This is a genomic window from Pseudomonas sp. BN414 (assembly GCF_029871275.1).
In the GTDB taxonomy this organism is placed as follows: Bacteria; Pseudomonadota; Gammaproteobacteria; order Pseudomonadales; family Pseudomonadaceae; genus Metapseudomonas; species Metapseudomonas resinovorans_C.
Map to the genome: position 1 here is coordinate 208,086 of NZ_SSOL01000079.1, position 22,655 is coordinate 230,740.

Below are 22,655 nucleotides of genomic sequence, written 5' to 3' on the forward strand. Positions count from 1 at the left end.
GGCTGCAGATCACTTTGTTCGTTGTGGGAAAAGCGCATGCTCACTGTAAGAGTCTGCTGGCGATACAGGTCGAGCATGGCGCATCCGCGTTTTGATCGACGACGCTACCAGAGCGGATGGTTATGGCATGACATGGGTAGGGGGCGGGATGTTCTCCGGGTGGGAGCGCCAGAAGGCAGCCCGGGCCGCATTTACTCCTGTCATTCGACTGAGAAGGTATTTCAGTGAGAAGAAAGAACGAGAGCGGCTTTACTCTTATAGAGTTGATGATCACGGTTGCGATAATCGGGATTCTGGCTGCTGTGGCATACCCCTCTTATACCAGTTATGTGAAACGCTCCAATCGCGGGGAGGCGCAAGCTTATCTGATGGCTCTTGCGCAGAAGCAGCAGCAACTTCTCATGGACTCCAGGGCTTACACATCTATTGTTACTAATCTCGAAGTTAATGAGCCTTCCAGCGTTTCTCGTAACTATACTGTGACCGTTAGTTCCATCGGTGCTACACCTCCAACATTTACTATTACTGCAGCGCCAAAGGCAGGTAGTGTTCAAGTGGGCGACGGTAATCTATCGATCGACCAGAGCGGCGATAAAGTATGGACGGGTGGTTCTTGGTGAATACCAGAAAATCAGATCCTGCTGCGCGTAATTGTTCTCAGCGATCTGTAAAAAAAGTGACTTCTCAAGCTCGTGCTGAGAAAGGATTTACTCTAGTAGAGTTAATGGTCGCGCTAATGGTGCTGGCTATTCTGATTGGCGTTGCGGTGCCTTCTTATCAGAACATAATTGCCTCGCAGCGTCTCCGTGCAGCTGTTAGCGATCTGCACAGTGCGCTGGTCTTCGCCCGTTCGGAGGCTATCAAGCGCAACCGCTCCATTGCTCTAAGCCCGTCCCACGATGACTGGGGGTTGGGTTGGAGGATTCCCAGTCCAGTAGCTGGGCAGGATGATATTCTTGTTCATGGGCAAATTTCCGGAATTTCCATTGAAAGTTCACAAGACCAAGTTGAGTTCAGTGCCTCGGGGCGCGTCACCGATTCGGTAGAGTTTGAAGTCAGCGTTTCAGTCAACGCGGATGAACACAAGACGAGTTGTCTGATGCTGGGATTGGACGGGCGCGCCTCTTCCACGAGTGGAGAATGCTGATATGGAGTTCAAGCACAGCGGGCGCCAGTCGGGATTCACTCTTATAGAAATTCTTGTGACGCTTTTGATTCTCGCGGTAGGCCTGTTAGGAATGGCTGGATTGAATGCGCGAGTGCTCAATGGGCAGTTTGAAGCGTATCAGCGGTCCCAAGCCCTGAGGCTTGTCGAAGATATGGCAAGTCGTATTCGTAATAATCCAAAAGCCGCGCGAGATGGAGCATATGGCGGCACTACGGTGTACGGAGTTACCGCTCAGGATTGTGGGACGGAGTATTCTGTTGACTATGACCGCTGTAACTGGAGTGAGGCATTGAGAGGTGTCGGAGTCAGTTCGGCGGGCGGTGCCCAGCAACTGGGTAGCATAATCGGGGCTCGGGGATGCATTGAGAATATTTCCGGCGCAGTGACTAATAAGCAAGCCGTAGTGCGAGTAACTGTGGCATGGCAAGGGGTTAGTCCATCTGTGGCACCAGCGTCAAACTGCGGTGCCGGGGCATATGGTGCTGACGATAGTTTTCGTCGGGCTGTGAGTGTCGATGTAGTGCTGGCATTTCTAGGAGATTGAACATGCTGTCCAAATTCCTGGGCGTCGGTCGGCAGCAAGGATTTTCTCTGGTGGAGATGATGATTGCCATGGTGCTTGGCCTCGTCATACTCCTGGCGGTATCCGATATATTCCTAAAGGACAGTCGAGTTCGAGGGGAAATCGAGAAAACCAGCCGCCAGATCGAAAATGGCAATTATGCATTGCGTTTGTTCGAGAGCGAATTGGAAAATGCGGGATATTGGGGCGAGGCAGGTGCGCAGGATGTCTCGCCTTCGCTTCCTCCGTTGTGTCCGACAAATGAAAGTGATGTCAACACCACTCTGGGTTACCCGGTCCAAGGTGAACTTGGGGCAGGTACCAATTGTGCAAACTCCAAGGCCGGGACTGATTTCATTGCCATACGCAGGGCGAGTACATGCGCTATTGGAGATGATGGTTGCATTGATAGTTCCAATTACTATCTTCAAGTTTCGGCTTGCCAGTCATCATCACCCGGCGTGGTGATCTTGACGAGCGATTCTAGTAAGTTGACAGCGAAACAGCGTGATTGTGAGACGTCTGCGCCACGTTATGGATTTTTAAGCAGGGTCTACTATGTAAGCGATGCCAATGTGTTGATGCGTGCCGAGCTTTCGGGGGGGAATTACTCCACGGTCACATCGCTGGTGGATGGCGTCGAGAGTATCCACTTTGAATACGGTTTGGACGACTCCGGCGATGGAATCATAGATGAGTTCAAGAGCAGTCCGTCAGGTGTTGAGTGGTCAGACGTAATCGCGGTGAAAATTTACCTGATCGCGAGGAACTCTGAGCCGACTAGCGGCTTTGTCGATAGCAACTCATATTTTCTTGGCGATGTGGAATATGAAGTTCCTGATGCGTTGAAGGGCTATAAGAGACAGCTTTACTCTACAACTGTCAGTCTGCGCAATGTTGCGGGAAGAAGAGAGTTGCCATGATGCTGGATAATACGATTGGTAGGCAGCGTGGAGCCGTCCTGCTCGTTGCGCTCATCATGCTGTTGCTGGTTACCTTGCTGGCTGTCAGCGGTTTCAATATGACGCAGACAAACCTCAAGGTAGTGCAGAATATGGAGAGCCGGAATCTTGCGAAGTATGCGGCGAATGCTGCAATAGAAGAGGCAATAAGCTCTGTCCAGTTTTTGAGTTCGCCCGGCTCTGTGTTTCAGGAAAACTGCGAAGAGAGCAATAGAAAGTGTTACGACTTTGATGGGGATGGAAGGAAGGATGTCGCTGTAAAAATGGATACCCCATCATGCGTCATCGTACTACCAATAAAGAATTCTGAATTGGATGCTGATAATGCGTCAGATGCTAGCTGCTTCATACAGGGACAGTTGAACTCTATGTGCGTCAATACTGTATGGGAAATGCGTGCCACGGCTACGGATGCTGTGACCGGTGCCGAGATAACTGTATTACAAGGCGTTGCTGTCCGGGCAACCAGCAATAATGTTGCGACTGCTTGTCCTGACGAATGAGAGGTTGCGTCAATGAAAAGAATAGTCAAATGGATTGATCTAGCGCTGCTTTCACTCTTGTTCGTAGCGGGCCCCGCGGCCGCTGAGGATATTGATTTATTCGTTGGTAGCGCTGGCTCAGACTCTGCTCTGCCAAGCGTCATTTTTGTCTTGGACAATACCTCGAACTGGTCAAGGCAGGCTCAGAAATGGCCGGGTGGTTTGACGCAGGGGCAGTCGGAGGTGCGAGCCATCAAGAACACCCTGCCCAATCTTGTGGATAAAGTGAATATTGGGGTGATTGAGTATACTACTCAGGGTAATGCGAATCAGGATGGTGGTTACGTAAGGTTCAATCTGCAAAAGTTGACTGAAGAAAGTAAGACGCAACTGAGTAACACCCTCACGACCATTGAAAATAATATTGAAAATCCCACGGAGAAGAGGAACTCGAATACTCCTTACGGCGATTTGATGTATGACGCTTACAATTACCTCGCAGGCCTTCAACAGAGTGACAGTGGCGCGGGCACCCCGAGCCTCGCGGATGTCAACGGTTATACGACTGCCTACTCGCAGTTCAAATCGCCTATTATCACGGAAAATCTGTGCACCAATACCTATTTGATATTCATTGGGAACCCGGACCAGAGCGGGCCGGTGGCGGATACCACCAGTAACACCAATGCACTGAAAGCCCTTTATGATGCCGCGGGTGGGACTCCAGACGGCCTCGCGGGTACCTCCACTCCGGCACCGCTGCCAATACCGGGTTTTTCCGTTACGACTGTTACCGAGCCAAGCACCTCGTTGGGTTTTTCCACTCAGTGCTACAAGGATTCCGAAGTTGCTAGCTGTACGGCTGCACAGGCACTTACGGGAGGGTTGTGTGTAAATAAGACGGAGTGCGCCTGCAGCACTTCGTCAAAAAGCTCCAACACGACTGGCTGCGTGACCAGCGGTAATCCGGCAAATCGTAGTGCTCGCCTCGCCGTTATTCAGGGAGGAGGTACAAGCACCAAAGTAACCCCCAATGGCACTTCGAATACGACGTCTGGTCGTGCTTGGAACTTTGATGATTGGGCAAAGTTTCTGAGTGATTATGGCGTGCCGGTTGGTGAGCCGGATGAGAATGGCATAAAACAACGCATTTCTGTCACCACATACGCAATCGATGTCTTCAATAAACAACAGAATGCCGAGCAAACGGGGCTTATGTTGAGTGCCTCCGAAGGGGTTGGCGGTGGTCGATATTTTGCAGCAAAAAATGAGGATGATATTTCTGATGCTATCAATAGCATCATGTCGGACATTATCTCCGTAAGCTCTACTTTTGCTGCGGTCACGCTTCCGCTCAGTGCGACTAACCGTGCCCAGCAAGAGAATCAGGTCTACATCGGCATGTTCCGCCCCGACAAGAAGGCAGCGCCTCGCTGGTTCGGCAACCTCAAGCGATACCAGATTGTTCTTTTCGATGGCGTCCCGCAGTTGGCGGATGCCACTCGAGATGTCGCTATCAACTCCAACACTGGTTTCGCCACGGAATGCGCTGAGAGTTTCTGGAGCACGGACTCCGGAGATTATTGGTCCGGCCTTGGCATTACTCCTCCACCACGGAGCCAGTGCACGGAGGCGGGAAACACGCATAGTGTCTGGTCCGACCTGCCGGACGGTCCGTTTGTGGAGAAGGGTGGAGTTGCCCAGGTCACTCGCGAAAGCAATCTGAGCAACCGGAATATCCTGACCACCTCCTCGTCAGCTGACAGCCTTGTGACCATGAACAAGGCTACGGAAGTTGGGGGGCAGACGATTCTTGATTACCTGTTTGGCAAAGCAGCTGGAGTGGACGAGACGGCTGATAGCCAAGGTGTGCGGCCAAGCCTTCATGGCGATGTTATCCATTCTCGACCTTTGACCATCAACTATGGCGACAGCAATGGCGTATACGTCTACTACGGTTCCAACGATGGTCTGCTGCGCTCCGTAAGGGCAACGGATGGGGCAGAGGAGTGGTCGTTCATTGCGCCTGAGCATTACGACAAGATAAAGCGTTTGTACGATAACTCGCCGGTGATCGCATTCCCCAATCAGGACTTCACGGAGACGCCGGCACCGCAGCCCAAGGGGTATTTCTTTGATGGGTCCATCGGACAGATAGTTCGCTACAACGCTGAGAGTCAGGTTGATCTCGCCTATATATTCCCCACCATGCGGCGTGGCGGTCGGATGGTTTACGGATTCAATGTGACCGATCCGACTGACCCTGAACTGCTCTGGCGTTTCGGATGTCCGAGCCTGACCAGTGATGGTTCCTGCATTGGTGGGAGCAATGAAATTGGCCAGACCTGGTCCGCACCGCAAGGCGGTTATGTGGCAGGTTATGCGGCGGAGACAGGCGAAATGAAACCTGTCGTGATGTTCGGTGGTGGATACGATAATTGTCTGGATAGCGATGTGGCGAACTACCCCTGCACATCTAGTGCAAAAGGGAAGCGAATTTTCGTCCTCGATGCGGAAACCGGTACGTCACTGGGTGTGGCCGCGAATCTTTCAACTGATGCACCGATCGTGGCGGACTTGGCGACGGTGGATATCGACTTCAATGGTTCAATTGACTTCGCTTATGCAGCCGATGCCGACGGTGGGCTCTGGCGGGTGAACTTTGCCACTGTCGACTCCAACGGAAATGTGACTTCTCTGAGTCCGGCAAATTGGTCAGTCACGAAGATCGCCAATACGCTTGATCCAACCCGGCGCTTCCTGAATCAGCCCAGTGTCGCCGTATTCAAGAATTCTGTTTACGTGGCAATTGGTTCGGGGAACCGTGAGCGTCCGTTGGCAAGTAACTACCCCTACGTCAGTAGCGTACAGGACCGCTTCTATACCTTTGTGGACTTCCCGGCTGTGGCTTCGACTACCGCGGTGGACCTCGACGGTAACCTGCTCGGAAACGTCACGCAGGTGACTGGCACGACCGGTGGCGCATGTACTGGTAAAGGTCAGCGTGGTTGGTACATCAATCTGGCGGACAGAGGTGAGCAGGTGGTAAACCCGGCATCCATCGCGGGTGGCCAGGTTCTGTTCAATACCTATCGCCCATCAGTCGAGAACGCCAATGCGTGTTCACTGCGGCTGGGGGCTGCTACGGGGTATCACATGAGCTTGTTCAACCCGACCTCTTGCGATGTCGACAGAACCACGGATATCAAGGGTGAAGGAATGCCGATTCCACCGATCATCACGGTGGTTCCGGTTACCGATAAGGATGGCAACAACGGGAAAACCGTCACGGTCTGCATTGGTTGTGAAGGGCTGGATCCCAATGAAATCGTGCCTGATACCGACCAATCCAGGCGCAGGGTTTACTGGAAGAGCGATGTAGATCGCTGATCCCTATAAAGTCATGAGGTAAATGGCCGGTCCAGTGACCGGCCATTTTTTTACCAGTCGTTGGCTATATTCGCCCTGGTTGCGCCTTCCGATGACTTCCATGTTGAATTTCTCTGCACGAACGCGCGACGGCGTCTTTTGTAGCCGTCGGTATCCTGAGCATGCCGGATTAGTCTTGTTTTAGAATCCGCATCCCTGATGAGGCTGACTCCGCGTAGGGGCAGGTCGAGATTCCGGTTGGTTGCATTGTTCTGGAGGTTCCATGCGCGTGTTGTTGGTCGGAGGGGGGGCAATCGGGTTGCTGTCTGCATACTCGCTGGCGCTGGCAGGGCTCGAAGTTTGCTTGCTGGACAAGGGTGAATGTGGACGCGAGTCCTCCTGGGCCGGCGGCGGCATCGTTTCGCCTCTTTATCCCTGGCGTTATTCCCCGGCCGTGACGGCCCTGGCGCATTGGTCTCAGGACTACTACCCCGGTCTGGGGCAGCGTCTGTTCGCTGAAACCGAGATCGACCCCGAAGTCCATGAAACCGGCCTGTACTGGCTGGATCTAGATGACGAGGGGGAGGCGTTGGCCTGGGCCGCGCGGGAGGGCCGGCCGTTGGCGCCGGTGGCAATGGATCGGGTGCACGCTGCTGTGCCTCCGTTGGGGCCGGGCTATGCGCGGGCAATCTTCATGGCTGGCGTGGCCAATGTGCGCAATCCGCGTCTTACCCGGTCCTTGCGCGCCGCCTTGCTGCAGATGCCCAACGTATCGCTGCGAGAGAATTGCGAAGTGCATGGATTTATCCGGCAGGGCGAGCGTGTGCTTGGCGTGAATACCGCCGAGGGTGAGGTCCTGGCCGATCGTGTGGTCTTGGCGGCCGGCGCCTGGAGCGGTGAGCTGCTCGCCAGCCTCGGGCTGGAGTTGCCAGTGGAGCCGGTCAAGGGGCAGATGATTCTGTTCAAGTGCGCGCCAGACTTCCTCCCCGCCATTGTGCTGGCCAAGGGGCGATACGCGATTCCGCGTCGGGATGGCCACATTCTGGTGGGCAGCACCCTGGAACATGCCGGCTTCGACAAGACGCCAACCGGCGAAGCGCTGGAAAGCCTGAAGGCTTCTGCCTTCGAGTTGCTGCCGCAACTGGCGGACGCCGAACTGGTCGGGCATTGGGCTGGGTTGCGTCCCGGGTCGCCGGAAGGAATTCCCTTCATCGGGCCGGTGCCCGGAGTGGATGGTCTTTGGCTCAACTGTGGCCACTACCGCAATGGGCTTGTACTGGCGCCTGCGTCTTGCCAATTGCTGGCGGACCTTATCCTTGGCCGGGAACCCGTCATCGACCCGCAGCCCTATGCCCCCGCGGGCCGCTTGCGTTGACAGCACTCTGATGCCCGCGTGACATCCGCGCTTCTTTGAGCCCCTTTGAGCTTGCCCATTCTTGTGGGCAAGCTCGCAGTTCGCAAAAGCCAATTTAAAACGAACGTCCCACTCAGCTACTATTCGCCTGCAATTCGCCACTAGTCGTTAAATTCGACCGCTTGTCATGGATGTCTGGCAAATCCGGAGCAGGAAGCTTCGTTGCGCGGGCACTTGCCCGCTCGAGTTCGCACCGTTCAGTTTGGGAGGGGCAGGGAATGTCGCAACGAGGTTTTACGTTGATCGAACTGCTGGTCACGCTAGTCGTGCTCGCGGTTCTGATCGGCTTGGCAGCACCGAATCTCTCCCAATTGCTTCTCAGAAGTCGCGCGTCAGCGGAATTGAGCGCGTTTTCCGACATGCTCAACTATGCGCGGCGCGAAGCTGTGCAAGGCGCGCAGACAATCAGGGTACGTGGGCCGTTGGCCGCCGACGGCGCGTGGCAGGTGCTGCGCGAGCGTGATAGTCAGGAGTTGCGCCGGTTCTCGCCGCTGTCTTTGTTCGCGCTCGAGCCCGAAGGGCAGCAAAGTGTCCTCTTCGATGCTCAAGGGCGCCTGTTGAGTGTGGCCAGGGTGAGTCTCGATCTGTCGGTGACAGATTCCAGCCTCGATTGCGCCGCCTTTAATCGCACGATTTCCATCGAACTGTCCGGGTCGATCTCCCAGCAGAAGGGGGGGTGCCAATGAATTTCGAATTTCAGCGCGGGGCCTCCCTGATAGAGGTCCTGGTAGCGCTGGTGCTTTTCTCGATAGGGGTTCTGGGCCTCGCTGCCATGCAACTCACCGCGCTTAAGGCCAATCAGACGGCATCCGTACGCACCCACGCAACCTTCCTCGCCTATGAGATGGCAGATCGGATGCGCGCGGCGCGGGGGGATGCGCAGGCCGGGTTTTACAACTTGGCAATCGGTGCCGAACTGCCTTGCGACCCGGCGAATGAGACGTGCCTACCGTTCCAGCGTGACTTGGCGGAGTGGCGAGCCAACCTGGCGCAGCAACTGCCCGACGGGAATGGCGGAGTAGTGCAGAACGGTGACCGTTTCACGGTCGTCGTGCAATGGAACGAGGAGCGGGTAGGTGGAAGCAACGCCCAGCAATTCTCCTTCGTCACGCAGATTTGACGGGGTGCACATGCGCAAGCAACACGGCTTGAGCCTGGTGGAACTGATGGTGGCCATGGCACTTGGCCTGGTTATCAGCCTGGCAGTGCTCCAAGTATTCATCAGCAACAAGAATACCTTTCTGCTCCAGGGGGCGGCCGGCCACTTGCAGGAGAATGGTCGCTTCGCTCTTCAGTACCTTGCTGCCGAGTTACGTCCTGCAGGCGTTGGGGTGGGAACCCGGCTCGATGAAGAGGATATCTGCGTGGTGGCCAGTAATGGCACCGCAGCGGAATGGAATTCGATGAATCGCCCGATCTGGGGCAAGCGCAACGCCGCGGCTGGTGGAATGGGCGCGGCGGGCACCGACGAGCTGTCCATCTTCGCCAACGACGGCTGCGAGTCCTTCCTCACTGCCGGCGAGCTTCTCAAGCCAGCGCAAAACGCAAATCTCAAGGTCACGGCCTATTGTCCGAGCATGCAGAAAGATCATGCGGTGATGGTGTTTGACATGGAAAAGGCGGTAGTCGTCCGCATAACCAACAAGCCGAACTCATCTGGCGCCGGTCAAGTGACCCTTACCCACGCCGCTGGCAACAATGACAAGAACGCCAAGTGCGGTGGTTTCAAGTTTTCCGATATCCAGTTCACCAGCCCGGCGCGGGTAGTGGGATTCGCACATAAAACCTTCTACGTTGCGGAAACCGGCCGTACCTCGGTGGCTGGGCAGCCGGTCCGCGCCTTGTTCGTTCGCGACACGGCGCAGGTTCCAGTTAAGACCAATGAGATTATCGAAGGCGTGGAGTCCCTGCGCACCAGCTTCGGTGTCGCGGCGGGCAACAACATCGGCGTTCAGACCTACCTGAGTCCTGCCGAGGTGGAAGCGGCCAATCGCTGGCGCGATGTTCGTACGGTGAAGATCGATCTGTTGCTTGTCAGCGAGGAACGGGTTACGGGTGCGCAGGACCAGGCCATTCAATTCGGTGGCGCGACAGTGGCGGCAGATGGGCGGCTGCGCCAGGTATTCAGCACGGTAGTCGCCTTGCGCAATCGGATTGACTGACAAGACAAGGATGAATATGCAAAAGCAAAAAGGGGCGGTGCTGCTGGTCTGCCTGATTGCAATCCTGGCCTTGACCGTGCTCGGGGTGACTGCGATGTCCGGCAGCACTCTGCAAGAACGCATGGCCGGTGGCGCTCGGGATTACAACGTGGCCTTCCAGGCGGCGGAAAGCGCATTGCGAGTCGGCGAGGCCCATGTGCGCCAGCAGGTGGAGGCAAGCGCCGACCCGGCTCAGTTGTTCCTGGCAAGCACTGATTGTCCGGCCGTTACAGAGGCACAATGGTCGCCTCCCGCCGAACTCAATGCCAAGCCTCGGCAACCGGCCTGCCGGGTGCGCAGTTTCTACGGTGCCTCGGGTGGGGCGAGCTCCTTCATTTGCGAAACCGATGGTTCCATCGCCGAGAACCGCGCCTTCGACTGCCTGAGCCGAACCTATCTGTTCAACGTTGAAGCCACCGGATACGGCAGCGGGGATGCCGAAGTACACCTGCGCTCCACCGTGGCCATTGCCATTCGCAGTCAGAACTGATCGAAGGGAGACACAAATGATCAGGTCGAGAATCCTATTTGTGGTACGGGTAATGGTCGCCGGTCTGCTGACCGCTGGCATTAGCCATAGCGCCCTGGCGGCCTTCGTGCCGTCGCAGGTTCCTTTGAACTTGGGCGGTCAGGTCGAGCCCAACCTCATGTTCATCCTGGACGATTCCGGGTCGATGCGCTGGGGCTTTCTGCCCGACGATCTGAAGCCTTCCTACCTCGAGCGCACAGGCGATTGGTACGAGCGCAAGGAATGCACGGGGCGGGGTGCGTACGCCGGCAATAATCTGCATTTCTGCCCCAAGAGCGGTCATCGTTACCTGGCCTCCAGCCACCTGAACAAGTCCTACTACAACCCGTCCGTGCAGTACGTGCCGCCAATCAAGAGCGACGGGCAGCGCTATGCCAATGCGAGCTTCTCGGCCGCATACGTGGATGGTTATGCGGGAGGACAGACAGTCAACCTCGGCAGCGACTACATGGCGATCATGGACGACTATTTTTCGCCCAGCAGCTATGAGTGTCTCAACAGACGTTGCAGCAACGTGGAGTATTACAACGGTTTCGCCGTAGGGGCGACAACTGGCGGTGTTGCTGCGTTCTATTACGACTACGTTGCGGGGGGCTCCTGCTCCAGCAATCCGCGTCAGGACGCCTGTTATACCGAGCGCAGTGTAGGGGCGGCCGAGCAGCAGAACTTTGCAAACTGGTTCTCCTATTACCGTAGCCGCATGATGTCGGCCAAGGCCGGTGTAAGCCAGGCGTTTTCGGGGTTGTCCGGCGACGTCCGGGTAGGCTACGGCGCGATTAACGTGACAGGACAGCGTGTCGACGGGAGCTCCACCGACACCTTGGTGCGAGGCGTAAGGCGTTTCGAGGGTAGCGGCCGCTCCGAGTTCTACAACTGGCTGTTCGCCGCCTCGGCTTCTGGGGGCACGCCATTGCGCCGGGCCCTGGGGGATTCCGGTGAGTACTTCTCCCGCACCGACGCTTCCGGACCGTGGAGTTCGACTCCCGGCCAGTCGGGAGGCAAGGAGTACTCCTGCCGCCAGAGCTACACGATCCTCACCACCGACGGCTACTGGAACAACGACGCCGCCTCCAAAAACGCTGCGCGCGCCAATGTGGATAACAGCAATGGCCCAGTGATCAGTGGGCCGGATGGAGAGTCCTACCGTTACGTGCCCAAGTCGCCATTCAGCGACAGCCAGAAAGACACCCTGGCTGACGTGGCCATGTATTACTGGAACCGCGACCTGCATTCCACCCTGGCCAACCGGGTGCCGACCGATCCGTCCGATCCCGCGTTCTGGCAGCACATGGTCACCTTCGGTGTGGGCCTGGGGATGAGTGGGACCATCGATCCGAAGACAGCTTTCGCCGCAATCGGCACCGGTGCTGCGGTGACCTGGCCTGACCCGGCCAGTAGCGAACCGGCCAAGCTGGATGACCTGTTGCACGCGGCGGTGAACAGCAGGGGCGGTTTCTTCAGTGCGCAGGACCCCCAGCAATTCTCGACGGCGCTGGGCGATACCTTGGCGTCGATTGCTGACCGCACCGGGTCGAATACCTCGGCGGTACCGAACGCCCGTCGCCTGGACAGCAATACCTTGGTCTACGAGGCGTTCTATAGCAGCGCAGACTGGTCCGGCAAGTTGCTGGCCAAACGCCCGACGCAGACCAGCGCCGGGGTGGTATTCGAGGAAGTATGGGAGGCGGGGCGGACGTTGGGCACAGGTACACGTAGCCTGTTCACCCATGACGGCGCCGCAGGCAGGGACCATGGCCTGGCCCTGAGCTGGGGTGACCTGTCGACTGACCTCAAGGCTCGCTTCGACAACAACGAGGCGCTGTTCAACTACCTGATGGGCAGCCGCGCCAACGAGGCGCCGGCCGGGCTGAAGTACCGCAAGCGTTCGACCTTGCTCGGCGATATCGTCAACTCCACGCTGGTGCTTGCCAACAAGCAGGACTGGGGCTTCCATGGTCGCGTGCCAGTGCCGAGCGATGGGCAGAGCTATGCGCAGTTCGTTGCCGCCAAGGCAAGCAAGGCGCCGGTGCTGTTCGTCGGTGCCAACGACGGATTCCTGCATGCCTTCAACGCCAACAACGGCAGCGAGCTCTTCGGCTACATGCCCAGTGGCGTGCTGGATAACGTCAAGCTCCTGGCTTACAGCGATTACAAGCACCGCTACTTCGTGGATGGCAAGCTGCATATCCGTGATGCCCGTCTTAACGACCAGTGGCGGACCGTGCTGCTCGGCAGCCTGGGCGCAGGTGGGAAGACTGTCTTCGCCCTCGACGTTACCGATGTCTCCACCAGTGGTTTCGGTGCCAGCAAGGTGCTCTGGGAGATCAAGGACGACGCAGATCTGGGCTATAACTTCGGCGAACCGCTGGTTGGGCGCATGAAGGACGGCAGCTGGGCGGCCATCTTCGGCAATGGCTATGGCAGCACCAGCGATGACTCCGTACTGTTCATCGTCGACCTGGCGACTGGCGCGGTGAACAAGGTCCGGGCAGGTACCTCCACCGGCGGACTTTCCAGCCCGTCTTTCGTGTACGCCACAGACGACTCCGGCAATATCTATGTGCAGGACGTCTATGCCGGTGACCTCAACGGTAACCTTTGGAAATTCAACCTGAAGAGCAATGGTTCCGGCGTCGGCGATTTCGAGGTCAGCCTGAAGTCAGGCAACAAGCCGCAGCCGCTGTATGTGGCGGCCAATGCCCAAGGCACCCGCCAACCCATCACCGTCAAGCCGGAGATCGCCTACCATCCGGACGGCGAGGCCAATGGTGCGGTGGTCTACTTCGGCACCGGGCGCCTGTATAGCTCGGGGGATGTCGTGGATCTGGGCACGCAGACCATTTATGGCATCTGGGACAAGAAGGCCACCAATGGTTCCTCCATTGCCTTCACGGGGCGCTCGGCGCTCGAATCGCGATCGATCCTTCTTGAGGGTAAAGCGTTCTCACGTGATGTGAGGGTCGTGGATGCGCCCGCCAATGGCCTGGACTGGACCACCAAGCGGGGCTGGTACCTCGACCTGACCTCACCGTCTCTCGGGGCTCAGGGCGAGCGGATGATCTTCTCCCCGCGCATTCTGCTCAATCGCCTGGTCGTCGAGACTGCCATCCCGTCCTCCGATCCCTGCCAGGCCGGCGGCTCCGGCTGGACCATGGTGCTCGACATGGCCACCGGCGGGCGGCTCAACTACGTATTGCTGGACCTGAACAAGGACGGCAAGTTCACTGAAGCAGATATGGTCGACGTCGATGGTCAGAAGCTCCCGCCGTCCGGTATCGGCTCATCGAGCAGCATACCCACCGGCTCGTTTGACTTGATCGACCCACAGAAGTACTGGCTCTGCCGCGGTACCGGGGTGGACGATTGCATTCCTGCAGCCAATACCCTGAATGTGCTGGAAGGCCGCCAGTCCTGGAACCAGATTCGATGAAGAACAGCAAGGCGTTCACCCTGATTGAACTGATGATCGTGGTGGCTGTGATCGGCATACTCGCCGCAATTGCCTATCCCAACTACACAGAGCACGTTCGACGCGGGAAGCGGGCCGAAGCCAAGGCCGCCTTGATGGAGGGAGCGCAGGCATTGGAGCGCTATTACTCCACCCACAGCTCCTATCTGGATGCCAATGGGAACTTCGCTGCTGTTTTCGCTGCACAGGCGCCGGCTTCGGGGGCGGCCAACTTCACCCTTGCCGCCCAAGGGGCGGCGACCGCGAGCACCTTCCTGCTGCGGGCCACCCGAACCGGCAGTATGGCTGGTGACCCTTGCGGCGACTTCCAGATCAGCCACACGGGTGCGCGCACCCTGGCCAATGCGACGCGCACCGTGGCCGAGTGCTGGTAGGCAGCAGCGGGTAGTTTGTTGCAGCTTCGCCATCCAGTTCCTGCTGCACTCCGGAGGCATTTGTAGGAGCCAGCTCGTTGGTGAGCTGGCTCTTGAGGGCCGGTGTCAGTCGATGCCCAGCTTCTTCAGGCGATAGCGCATGGAACGGAACGTCAGGCCCAGGCGCTGGGCTGCGGCCGTGCGGTTCCAGCGGGTTTCTTCAAGCGCCTGCATGATCAGCTTGCGTTCGATGTCTTCCAGGTAGTCTTCCAGATTGTCGATCTGCGCGAGGTTGGCCTCTCCGCCTTCGACCGCACCGCCCGCTTCGGCCAGTCGGAGGTCGCGTGCCTGGATCTGGTCGTTCTCACAGAGCGTGTAGGCACGCTCGAGCATGTTCTCCAGTTCGCGCACGTTGCCGGGAAAGCGATAGCACTTGAGCTTGTCCAGGGCCTCCGGGGCGAGGCTGGCGGGGGGCAATCCGCTTTGCTGGGCCAGGCGTTTGAGCATGGTCTCGGCCAGCAGCGGGATGTCTTCCCGACGTTCGCGGAGCGGCGGCACGCTGAGTTCGATCACATTGAGCCGGTAGTAGAGGTCCTGGCGGAAGCGTCCGGCCGCGACTTCAGCGGCGAGGTCCCTGTGGGTGGCGCTGAGGATGCGCACGTCGACGACGACTTCCTGTTGACCACCCACAGCGCGCACAGCCTTCTCCTGGATGGCGCGCAGCAGCTTGACCTGCATGGCCAGTGGGAGGTCCGCCACTTCGTCGAGGAACAGTGTGCCGCCGTTGGCCGCCTGGAACAGGCCCTGCTTGTCCTCGACTGCGCCGGTGAAGCTGCCTTTCTTGTGGCCGAAGAATTCGCTTTCCATCAGCTCGGACGGAATGGCGCCGCAGTTGACCGGTACGAAGGGGCGCTCGGTGCGCGGACCCTGTTCATGGATCAGTCGTGCGACCAGTTCCTTGCCGCTACCCGATTCGCCGCTGATGTACACAGGCGCCTGGCTGCGGGCGAGTTTCTGGATCTGCTTGCGCAGGGCATTCATGGGCGGCGAGGTGCCCAGCAGGCGGCCATCCACGGGGGCTTCGCCTTCTTCCGGGGTACTTAGGCGCAGTGCGGTGTTGACCAGTTCGCGCAGGCGGCCGAGGTCCACCGGCTTGGTCACGAAGTCGAAGGCGCCGGCCTTCAGTGCGTTCACCGCAGTATCGAGGCTGCCGTACGCGGTGATCATCGCCACCGGGACCATCGGGTGGCGCTGCTGGATGTATTGCACCAGTTCCAGGCCGGTCCCGTCGGGCAGGCGCATGTCGGTCAGGCACAGGTCGAAGGGCTCGCGTGCCAGCCACTCGCGGGCTTCCTTGAGGTTGCGGGCGCTGCGCGTGTCGAGCTTCATCCGCCCGAGGGTGATCTCCAGCAGCTCGCGGATATCGGGTTCGTCGTCGACGATCAGGGCTCGTTGTCGGGTCATGGTCAGCTCAGTTTGCGCGGATGGGCGAAGGTGATGCGGAAGCAACTGCCACCTTGTTCGCGCGGTTTGTAGTCGAGTCGGGCCTGGTTGCTCTCGCAGAGTTCGCGGGAGATGTACAAGCCGAGTCCGGTGCCCTTGCTTTCAGTGGTGAAGAAGGGCTCGAAGATATTGTGCACTTGCTCGGGCGGGACGCCGTCTCCGTCGTCTTCCACTTCCAGTATCGGCAGGTCGCTTTCCGGGTCACGGAAGAGTTTGAGCCAGACCTGGCCCCGGGTGTTCTTCTGGGTGCTGTAGCGCAGTCCGTTCTGCACCAGGTTGGTCAGCACCTGGGTGAGCTGATGCGGGTCCATGCGGGTCTGCAAAGTGCTGCCGAGCGTGGACAGGTGCAGGCTCTGGTCGGGGCTGGAGGATGTGCGGAACTCGCTGGCGAAACGGGTCAACCAGTACTTGAGGTCCAGCAGTTGGGGCTCGGATTGCCGCCGACGGGACAACTGCAGCACGTTCTCGATCACCAGGTTCATGCGCCGCGAATGGTCCTGGATGATGTGCGCCAGCCGCCGATCTGGTCCCTGGAGCTCTTCCGACTCCTGCAGCAGTTGCGCCGCGTGGCTGATGGCGCCCAGGGGATTGCGGATCTCATGGGCGATGCCTGCGGTCAGGCGACCGAGGGAGGCAAGTTTCAGCTGCTGGGCCTGCTGGGTGATCTGCGAGATGTCTTCGAGGAAGACCAGGACGTTCTGCTGATTGCCATTTTGCAAGTGAACGAAGCTGGGTTGCAGTGTTGGGCCATTGGCGAAAGCCTGGAGGCTCTGCGGGCGCAAGGTGGGATTGGCCAGCCACTGCTGCAGGCTCTCCAGCAGTTCGGGGCACTGGCCGACCAGGGGGCGTCCGGCCAGCGATTCCTTTCTCAATAGTGACTGCGCGCCATTGTTGGCGAGGAGGATGAGGTTCTGCGGGTTGAGCACCAGGATGCCGGTGCGCATGCGCTCGAGAATCTGCGCGTTCAGAGCTTCCAGATTGGCCACATCCGCCGCGCGTTGCTCCGCGAGGCTTTCGCTGAGTTGCAGGCGTCGACTCAATCCCTGAAGGAGCAGCGCCGCGGCGAAGCACAAGGCGCCGAAGCCGCCGGCCTGGACGAACTGGCTGGCAGCCTGGGGATGACTGATGCTCAGGTAGAAGGTCAGGTAGATCAGGCCTATCGCCGCGACCGCAGCCACCAGCAGGCCGATGCGTCCGCGCAGCAGGATGTTGGAGATGGCGACCGAAACCACGATGAGGTTGGCAATACCGCTGGGGGTGCCCCCCGCCGCGAAGAACAGGGCGCACAACAGCAGCACGTCTACCACTGCCAGGCTGAAGACCTGCACCATGCTCCGCGGGCGGGGTACCAGCGCGACGATCAGGGTGTTGAGGATCAGGTAGAACCAGCTGGCGTTGCGGAACAGCTCCGGTCGTGCCAGGTCCAGGAGGCTGTCGTCCAGTTCGCTGGAGATCAGGAGGACCAGTGCCAGGCCGATCAGCAGTCGGTACAGGCTGTACAGGCGGAATATGCGCCGCCCCTGGGCGCTGAGTGCGGCGGGGGCGGGGAGGGTATCAGCGCTCACCAGTGCTCTGGTCCTGTTCCAGGTGAGCCCGGCTGCAATACCAGCGATTGTCCTGGGACAGGGCGTGGCTACGGGGGACGTGCACGCCGCATTGTGCGCAGCGCACCATGGGCTGGTTGTCGTCCTGCTGGCGCGGCTGGGGGCGGGGCTTGGAAGGGGTCTTGAAGCGGCGCCACAGCCAGATGGCGGCGAAGATCACGACAATCCAGAACAGCAGGCGAAACATGCCGAAGGTGCTCTCTTCTTGATGGAAAGCTGGCAGTTTAGCCAAGCCGGTTCTCCTCGCACAGAGACCCGTCGCACGCTGTCACGACTTGCATGGTTTCCGCTGCGGGCGCTGCGGAGTATGTTGGCGTTGAGACGTATTCGATGCCTTGTTCAACGCCCGGGAGGCGGTCATGCGCCAGAGCCTGCGAATCGTGATGGCCCAGCTCAATCTCCGAGTCGGTGATGTCCAGGGCAATGTCGAGCGGATGATCGAGGAAGCGAACGCTGCCCGTGAGGCCTGGGAAGCGGATGTCATCGTTTTTCCTGAGCTGTCCCTGTGCGGTTATCCACCGGAGGACCTGCTCCTGCGTTCCAGCATGCAGCGGCGCATCGAGCAGGGGCTGCGGCAACTGCGCGACGAAGTCCGCGGCATCTATCTGGTGGTGGGGTATCCGTGGCTCGAAGAAGAGCTGCGCTACAACGCCTGCGCGGTGATCGCTGATGGCCAGTTGCTGGCCAGTTACTACAAGCAATGCCTGCCCAACTATCGGGTGTTCGACGAAAAGCGCTATTTCGAGCCGGGGCAGCAACCTTGCGTCGTGGATATCAAGGGCGTGCCGGTGGCGCTGTCGATTTGCGAGGACATCTGGTTCCCCGAACCCATGGCCCAGGCCCACGCTGCCGGGGCGAAGCTGATGCTCAGTCTCAATGCCTCGCCCTTCCATCTGGACAAGCAACTGGAGCGTGAGGAAGTGCTGGCCGAGCGGGGCGCCGAGGGTGGGATGCCGATCATCTACGTTAACCAGGTCGGCGGCCAGGATGAACTGGTGTTCGATGGCGGAAGTTGTGTCATGGACGCCAGTGGGATGATCTGCCAGCGCGCGCCAGCGTTCGTCGAAGGCCTGTACCCGGTAGATCTGCAATGGGTGGAAGGGCGTTGGCTGCCTCGCCGGACCCACTGCGCCGAACTGCCGGAGGTGGAAGCCAGTGTTTACCAGGCGCTGGTGGTGGGCGTGCGTGACTATGTGCAGAAGAATGGTTTCAAGGGTGTGGTCCTGGGGTTGTCCGGCGGTATCGACTCGGCGCTGACCCTTGCCGTGGCTGTCGATGCCCTGGGCGCCGAGCGTGTAGAGGCAGTGATGATGCCCTACCAGTACACGTCGCAGATCAGCCTGGAGGATGCAGAGACCGAGGCGCGTCTGCTCGGCGTAACCTATCGCGTGCTTCCCATCGCGCCTGCCCTGGAGGGATTCCAGCAGGTACTCGCTCCGGTATTCGACGGCCATTCGCGCGATGCCAGTGAGGAGAACCTGCAGGCGCGCTGCCGTGGGGCGATCCTGATGGCGATTTCCAACAAGAAGGGCAGCCTCGTGCTGACCACCGGTAACAAGAGCGAGCTGGCCGTGGGCTACGCGACCTTGTATGGCGATATGGCCGGCGGCTTCGATGTGCTCAAGGATGTGCCCAAGACCCTGGTGTTCCGTCTTGCCGAGTACCGCAACAGCCTTGGGCCGGTGATTCCGCCGCGAGTGATCGAAAGGCCGCCCTCTGCGGAGCTGGCACCCGGACAGCGGGATGAGGATTCGCTACCGCCTTATCCGGTGCTGGATGAGCTTCTCAAGCTCTACATCGAGCACGACCTGTCGGCCAACGCCATCATCGCCGAGGGATTCGATGCGGACATGGTGAATCGCGTGCTGGCCATGGTCGATCGCAATGAACACAAGCGGCGCCAGGCGGCGATCGGCATCCGCGTGACCCAGCGGGGATTCGGCAGGGACCGGCGTTATCCAGTCACCTCCGGGTGGCGATTGGGGGACTGATGCAGGCGGCTGAAACGAAAAAGGGAGGCCAGTGGCCTCCCTTCTCTATCGCTTGCGGCGTTGTTCAGTCGAACAGGCCGAAGGTCATGTAGCTGAACCAGGAACGGTCGTTCTGGTTGGCTTCGGACTCGTGCTCTTCTTCCTGCACTTCGTCCTGGTTCTCCGGCAGCAGTTCTGCGGGAATTTCTTCCTTGGCGTTTTCGTACTGCTTGATCACGTCCTGGGCGGCGCGGGTTTCGCCCGGGGGCAGCGGTGCGTCGCTCTCGATCAGGCCCAGAGTGGCCTTGGCCAGCCAGGAGCGGTTGTCGGCTTCTTCTTCGCGAGCCACGAACTGCCCGTCAACCAGTTGCGGGTGGTCCGGGTAGTTCAGTTTCAGGGTTTCCAGGCTGGAAGCGGACAGGTCGTTCAGGCCCAGACGTTGGTAGGCCTCAACCATCACGGCCAGGCCGTCGCCGACAGCTGGGGTTTCCTGGAAGTTTTCCACTACGTAGCGGCCGCGGTTGGCAGCGGCGACATAGGCCTGACGGGTCAGGTAGTAGTCGGCAACGTGGATTTCGTAGGCGGCCAGCAGGTTGCGCAGGTAGATCATGCGCTGCTTGGCGTCCGGGGCATAACGGCTGTTCGGGTAGCGGCTGGTGAGCTGGGCGAACTCGTTATAGGAGTCGCGGGCGGCGCCCGGGTCACGCTTGGTCATGTCCAGCGGCAGGAAGCGCGCCAGCAGGCCGCGATCCTGTTCGAAGGAGGCCAGGCCCTTCAGGTAATAGGCGTAGTCGACGTTCGGGTGCTGCGGGTGCAGGCGAATGAAACGCTCCGCGGCGGACTTGGCAGCCTCCGGCTCGACGTTCTTGTAATAGGCGTAGATCAGCTCGAGCTGGGCCTGTTCGGCATAGCGGCCGAACGGATAGCGGGATTCCAGGGCCTTGAGCTTGGCGATGGCGGGGGTGTAGCTGCTGTTGTCCAGATCGGCCTGGGCCTGCTGATACAGCTCGGCTTCGCTCAGGTTCTCGTCCACTACTTCTTTGTTGGAGGAACAGGCAGCGGTGAGGGCGAGAATGGCGATCAGCAGCAGGTGTTTCACTTGCATGGCGGCTTGCGTCCCTGTGACGGCTGGCTGTCTTGGCTGGAGCCGTCCTGTTATGATGGGCGCCCCGGAACCCCCGGGACAAAGACGCAGTATTTAACCACAAGCGCGCAACCGAAACCAAAGGCTGCGCCCCCTCCGTTCCCGAGCATGTCTTCCAATATCAAGCAGGTCATTCAACTCAGCGCCGAAGTGCCTTCCGAACTGGGCGGGCAACGTCTCGACCAAGTCGCTGCGCAACTCTTTTCCGAGCACTCCCGCTCCCGCCTTTCCGGCTGGATCAAGGACGGGCTTCTCACCGTTGACGGCAGCGTGCTGCGTCCGCGCGACATTGTGTATGGCGGAGCTCAGCTGGAGCTGAATGCCGAGCAGGAGTCCCAGGGCGAGTGGATCGCCCAGGACATCGAGCTGGATATTGTCTTTGAAGACGATCACCTGCTGGTGCTGGACAAGCCCGCTGGCCTGGTGGTGCACCCGGCTGCCGGCCATGCCGACGGCACGCTGCTGAACGCATTGCTGCACCATGTGCCGGGGCTGGCGAACGTGCCGCGCGCCGGTATCGTCCACCGCCTGGACAAGGACACCACCGGCCTGATGGTGGTCGCCAAGTCTCTCGAGGCCCATACGAGCCTGGTCGCGCAGCTGCAGGCGCGTAGCGTGAGCCGTATTTACGAGGCCGTGGTGGTCGGTGTGATCACCTCCGGTGGCAAAGTGGATGCGCCGATTGGTCGTCATGGCCAGCAGCGCCAGCGCATGGCTGTGGTTGCCGGTGGCAAACCCGCAGTCAGTCATTACCGGGTGCTGGAGCGCTTCCGTTCGCATACGCATACCCGCGTCAAGCTGGAAACCGGCCGCACCCACCAGATTCGCGTGCACATGGCCTATGTGAACTTCCCGCTGGTGGGCGATCCGGTCTACGGCGGTCGTTTCCGCATTCCACCTGCGGCGAGCCCGACGCTGGTCCAGACGCTCAAGGAATTTCCGCGTCAGGCCCTGCATGCGCGCTTCCTCGAACTGGATCACCCCGTGAGCGGTGAGCGCATGAAGTGGGAGTCTCCGCTGCCTGATGACTTCGTCTGGCTGCTGAGCTTGCTGCGCCAGGACCGCGAGTCCTTCGAGCAATGACTACCTGGCTGACGCCCGACTGGCCCGCCCCGGCGCGGGTGAAGGCGTGCGTCACCACCCGCGAAGGTGGATTCAGCCAGTCGCCCTATGAAGGCCTGAACCTCGGCAGCCATGTCGGCGATGAGCTGCAGGCCGTGGAACAGAACCGTCTTCTGCTGACGTCCAGCCTGGGCTGTCGCCCCGCCTGGCTGAGCCAGGTGCACGGCGTGCGGGTTTCCAGGGCCGATCCGTCCCGAGTGGATGAAGCGGATGCCAGTTGGACCGACGAACCAGGTGTTGCCAGTGCGATTCTAACCGCCGATTGCTTGCCTGCTCTGTTCTGCGACCGCGCCGGCACCAAGGTCGCCGCCGCCCATGCCGGCTGGCGCGGGCTGGCCAACGGGGTGCTGGAGGCCACGCTGGATGCGCTGGCCCTGCCGCCCGAAGAGGTATTGGTCTGGTTGGGCCCGGCCATTGGCCCCGCGACATTCGAAGTCGGCCCCGAAGTGCGCGAGGCCTTCGTCACCCTTCATCCGCAGGCTGAGCAGGCATTCCAGGCCAGTAGCAATGCCGGTAAGTTCATGGCCGACATCTATCAACTGGCCCGCATCCGTCTGGCCGCGCGAGGTGTGCACGCCGTTTCGGGCGGTGGCTTCTGTACCGTCAGCGACCCGCGCTTCTACTCCTACCGTCGTGCTTCGTGCACCGGCCGTTTCGCCAGCCTGGTCTGGTTGGCCCACTGACTGCCGGTAACGGTCCTGTGCAAGCCATCGGCCTCGGATGATGGGTTTCGTTCCTCAACCCATCCTACGGGGTTTGCAGATTCGCTCCCTGACCGGAGCGAACGAGTTCGCACCGATAGG

Annotated in this window: 20 protein-coding genes; 16 read left to right on the forward strand and 4 right to left on the reverse strand. The window is 59.5% G+C overall.

Annotated elements, in window-relative coordinates:
• Positions 1 to 224: 224 nt before the first annotated feature.
• The 13 genes from E8E95_RS28795 to E8E95_RS28855 all read left to right on the forward strand — a co-directional run bounded on the left by E8E95_RS28795 (position 225) and on the right by E8E95_RS28855 (position 14,530).
• The gene (locus E8E95_RS28795; RefSeq protein WP_280355738.1) at positions 225 to 620 is read left to right on the forward strand and encodes a type IV pilin protein; all 396 of its coding nucleotides are present in this window, start codon (positions 225 to 227) and stop codon (positions 618 to 620) included.
• Positions 617 to 1,147, forward strand: a complete 531-nt coding sequence (locus tag E8E95_RS28800; protein ID WP_280355740.1) for a GspH/FimT family pseudopilin — start codon at positions 617 to 619, stop codon at positions 1,145 to 1,147. The genes E8E95_RS28795 and E8E95_RS28800 overlap by 4 nt, the downstream gene beginning before the upstream one ends.
• A 1-nt stretch (position 1,148) precedes the next feature.
• Positions 1,149 to 1,712: a type IV pilus modification protein PilV gene (gene pilV / locus E8E95_RS28805; protein WP_280355741.1), complete on the forward strand. Its 564-nt coding sequence runs from the start codon at positions 1,149 to 1,151 to the stop codon at positions 1,710 to 1,712.
• 2 nt (positions 1,713 to 1,714) lie between these two features.
• The gene (locus tag E8E95_RS28810; protein WP_280355742.1) at positions 1,715 to 2,653 is read left to right on the forward strand and encodes a PilW family protein; all 939 of its coding nucleotides are present in this window, start codon (positions 1,715 to 1,717) and stop codon (positions 2,651 to 2,653) included.
• Positions 2,650 to 3,195 carry a PilX N-terminal domain-containing pilus assembly protein gene (locus tag E8E95_RS28815; protein ID WP_280355744.1) on the forward strand — a complete coding sequence of 182 codons (546 nt, stop codon included), beginning with the start codon at positions 2,650 to 2,652 and terminating at the stop codon, positions 3,193 to 3,195. Before E8E95_RS28810 ends, E8E95_RS28815 begins: the two co-directional genes overlap by 4 nt.
• 12 nt (positions 3,196 to 3,207) lie before the next feature.
• On the forward strand, positions 3,208 to 6,564 hold the full coding sequence (locus E8E95_RS28820) for a PilC/PilY family type IV pilus protein (RefSeq protein WP_280355746.1): 3,357 nt from the start codon (positions 3,208 to 3,210) through the stop codon (positions 6,562 to 6,564).
• Positions 6,565 to 6,826: 262 nt separating this feature from the next.
• Positions 6,827 to 7,918: a glycine oxidase ThiO gene (thiO, locus tag E8E95_RS28825; protein WP_280355747.1), complete on the forward strand. Its 1,092-nt coding sequence runs from the start codon at positions 6,827 to 6,829 to the stop codon at positions 7,916 to 7,918.
• A gap of 257 nt (positions 7,919 to 8,175) precedes the next feature.
• Positions 8,176 to 8,643, forward strand: coding sequence for a GspH/FimT family pseudopilin (locus E8E95_RS28830; RefSeq protein ID WP_280355749.1), 468 nt, complete (start codon positions 8,176 to 8,178; stop codon positions 8,641 to 8,643).
• Positions 8,640 to 9,077, forward strand: a complete 438-nt coding sequence (gene pilV / locus E8E95_RS28835) for a type IV pilus modification protein PilV (protein ID WP_280355750.1) — start codon at positions 8,640 to 8,642, stop codon at positions 9,075 to 9,077. Before E8E95_RS28830 ends, pilV (E8E95_RS28835) begins: the two co-directional genes overlap by 4 nt.
• Before the next feature lie 10 nt (positions 9,078 to 9,087).
• Complete coding sequence (locus E8E95_RS28840; RefSeq protein WP_280355751.1) at positions 9,088 to 10,119, forward strand: PilW family protein; 1,032 nt, start codon at positions 9,088 to 9,090, stop codon at positions 10,117 to 10,119.
• Between the two features lie 16 nt (positions 10,120 to 10,135).
• A complete protein-coding gene (locus E8E95_RS28845) occupies positions 10,136 to 10,648 on the forward strand; it encodes a PilX N-terminal domain-containing pilus assembly protein (RefSeq protein ID WP_280355752.1) in 513 nt (170 codons plus the stop codon).
• Between the two features lie 16 nt (positions 10,649 to 10,664).
• Positions 10,665 to 14,117, forward strand: coding sequence for a PilC/PilY family type IV pilus protein (locus E8E95_RS28850; RefSeq protein ID WP_280355754.1), 3,453 nt, complete (start codon positions 10,665 to 10,667; stop codon positions 14,115 to 14,117).
• Positions 14,114 to 14,530 (forward strand): type IV pilin protein, encoded by a 417-nt coding sequence (locus E8E95_RS28855; RefSeq protein WP_280355756.1) that lies wholly within the window; start codon positions 14,114 to 14,116, stop codon positions 14,528 to 14,530. The genes E8E95_RS28850 and E8E95_RS28855 overlap by 4 nt, the downstream gene beginning before the upstream one ends.
• Before the next feature lie 105 nt (positions 14,531 to 14,635).
• Here E8E95_RS28855 and E8E95_RS28860 read toward each other — a convergent pair whose 3' ends face one another.
• Genes E8E95_RS28860 through E8E95_RS28870 form a run of 3 tightly spaced genes read right to left on the reverse strand, consistent with a single transcriptional unit; the run spans position 14,636 to position 17,803 of the window.
• On the reverse strand, positions 14,636 to 15,973 hold the full coding sequence (locus E8E95_RS28860; protein ID WP_280355757.1) for a sigma-54 dependent transcriptional regulator: 1,338 nt from the start codon (positions 15,971 to 15,973) through the stop codon (positions 14,636 to 14,638).
• 2 nt (positions 15,974 to 15,975) lie between these two features.
• Complete coding sequence (locus tag E8E95_RS28865; RefSeq protein ID WP_280355758.1) at positions 15,976 to 17,577, reverse strand: ATP-binding protein; 1,602 nt, start codon at positions 17,575 to 17,577, stop codon at positions 15,976 to 15,978.
• Positions 17,567 to 17,803 (reverse strand): PP0621 family protein, encoded by a 237-nt coding sequence (locus E8E95_RS28870; RefSeq protein WP_077525244.1) that lies wholly within the window; start codon positions 17,801 to 17,803, stop codon positions 17,567 to 17,569. Before E8E95_RS28870 ends, E8E95_RS28865 begins: the two co-directional genes overlap by 11 nt.
• Before the next feature lie 172 nt (positions 17,804 to 17,975).
• Here E8E95_RS28870 and E8E95_RS28875 point away from each other — a divergent pair, with 172 nt between their 5' ends.
• Complete coding sequence (locus E8E95_RS28875) at positions 17,976 to 19,607, forward strand: NAD+ synthase (protein WP_280355759.1); 1,632 nt, start codon at positions 17,976 to 17,978, stop codon at positions 19,605 to 19,607.
• A gap of 64 nt (positions 19,608 to 19,671) precedes the next feature.
• Here the strand turns inward: E8E95_RS28875 and E8E95_RS28880 are convergent, their stop codons facing one another.
• The gene (locus E8E95_RS28880) at positions 19,672 to 20,691 is read right to left on the reverse strand and encodes an outer membrane protein assembly factor BamD (protein WP_280355760.1); all 1,020 of its coding nucleotides are present in this window, start codon (positions 20,689 to 20,691) and stop codon (positions 19,672 to 19,674) included.
• Between the two features lie 159 nt (positions 20,692 to 20,850).
• Here E8E95_RS28880 and rluD point away from each other — a divergent pair, with 159 nt between their 5' ends.
• On the forward strand, positions 20,851 to 21,813 hold the full coding sequence (gene rluD / locus E8E95_RS28885) for a 23S rRNA pseudouridine(1911/1915/1917) synthase RluD (protein ID WP_280356187.1): 963 nt from the start codon (positions 20,851 to 20,853) through the stop codon (positions 21,811 to 21,813).
• Positions 21,810 to 22,535, forward strand: coding sequence for a peptidoglycan editing factor PgeF (pgeF, locus tag E8E95_RS28890; RefSeq protein WP_280355762.1), 726 nt, complete (start codon positions 21,810 to 21,812; stop codon positions 22,533 to 22,535). The genes rluD and pgeF overlap by 4 nt, the downstream gene beginning before the upstream one ends.
• The last annotated feature ends 120 nt before the right edge of the window (positions 22,536 to 22,655 follow it).